The organism is Erwinia sp. PME.40.26/001 (genome assembly GCF_055556675.1).
This window is the reverse complement of the sequence record NZ_JBVHNP010000395.1, coordinates 1-241: the sequence shown is the minus strand read 5'-3', so window position 1 is coordinate 241 and position 241 is coordinate 1. Positions and strand designations below refer to the sequence as shown.

1 protein-coding gene is annotated in these 241 nt (G+C 73.4%); it reads left to right on the top strand.

Annotated features, from left to right (window positions below; genetic code table 11):
• The coding region (locus tag ACZ3HG_RS24685) for a siderophore-interacting protein (protein WP_465335151.1) at positions 1 to 241 on the top strand (241 nt) is incomplete at both ends.

Below are 241 nucleotides of genomic sequence, written 5' to 3'. Positions count from 1 at the left end.
ACGCGCACCTACACCGTGCGTGAGGTCGAGGGGGATGAGCTCGCGATCGACTTCGTCGTCCATGGCGACGAGGGTCTCGCGGGACCGTGGGCGGCCGGAGCGCGGCCGGGGGAGCGGCTGGTGGTCAGCTCGCCCGGTGGCGGATACACCCCCGACCCCGCGGCATCCTGGCACCTGTTCGCGGGAGACGAGTCGGCTCTCCCGGCGATCGCGGCGGGGCTCGAGGCGCTTGACTCCGACG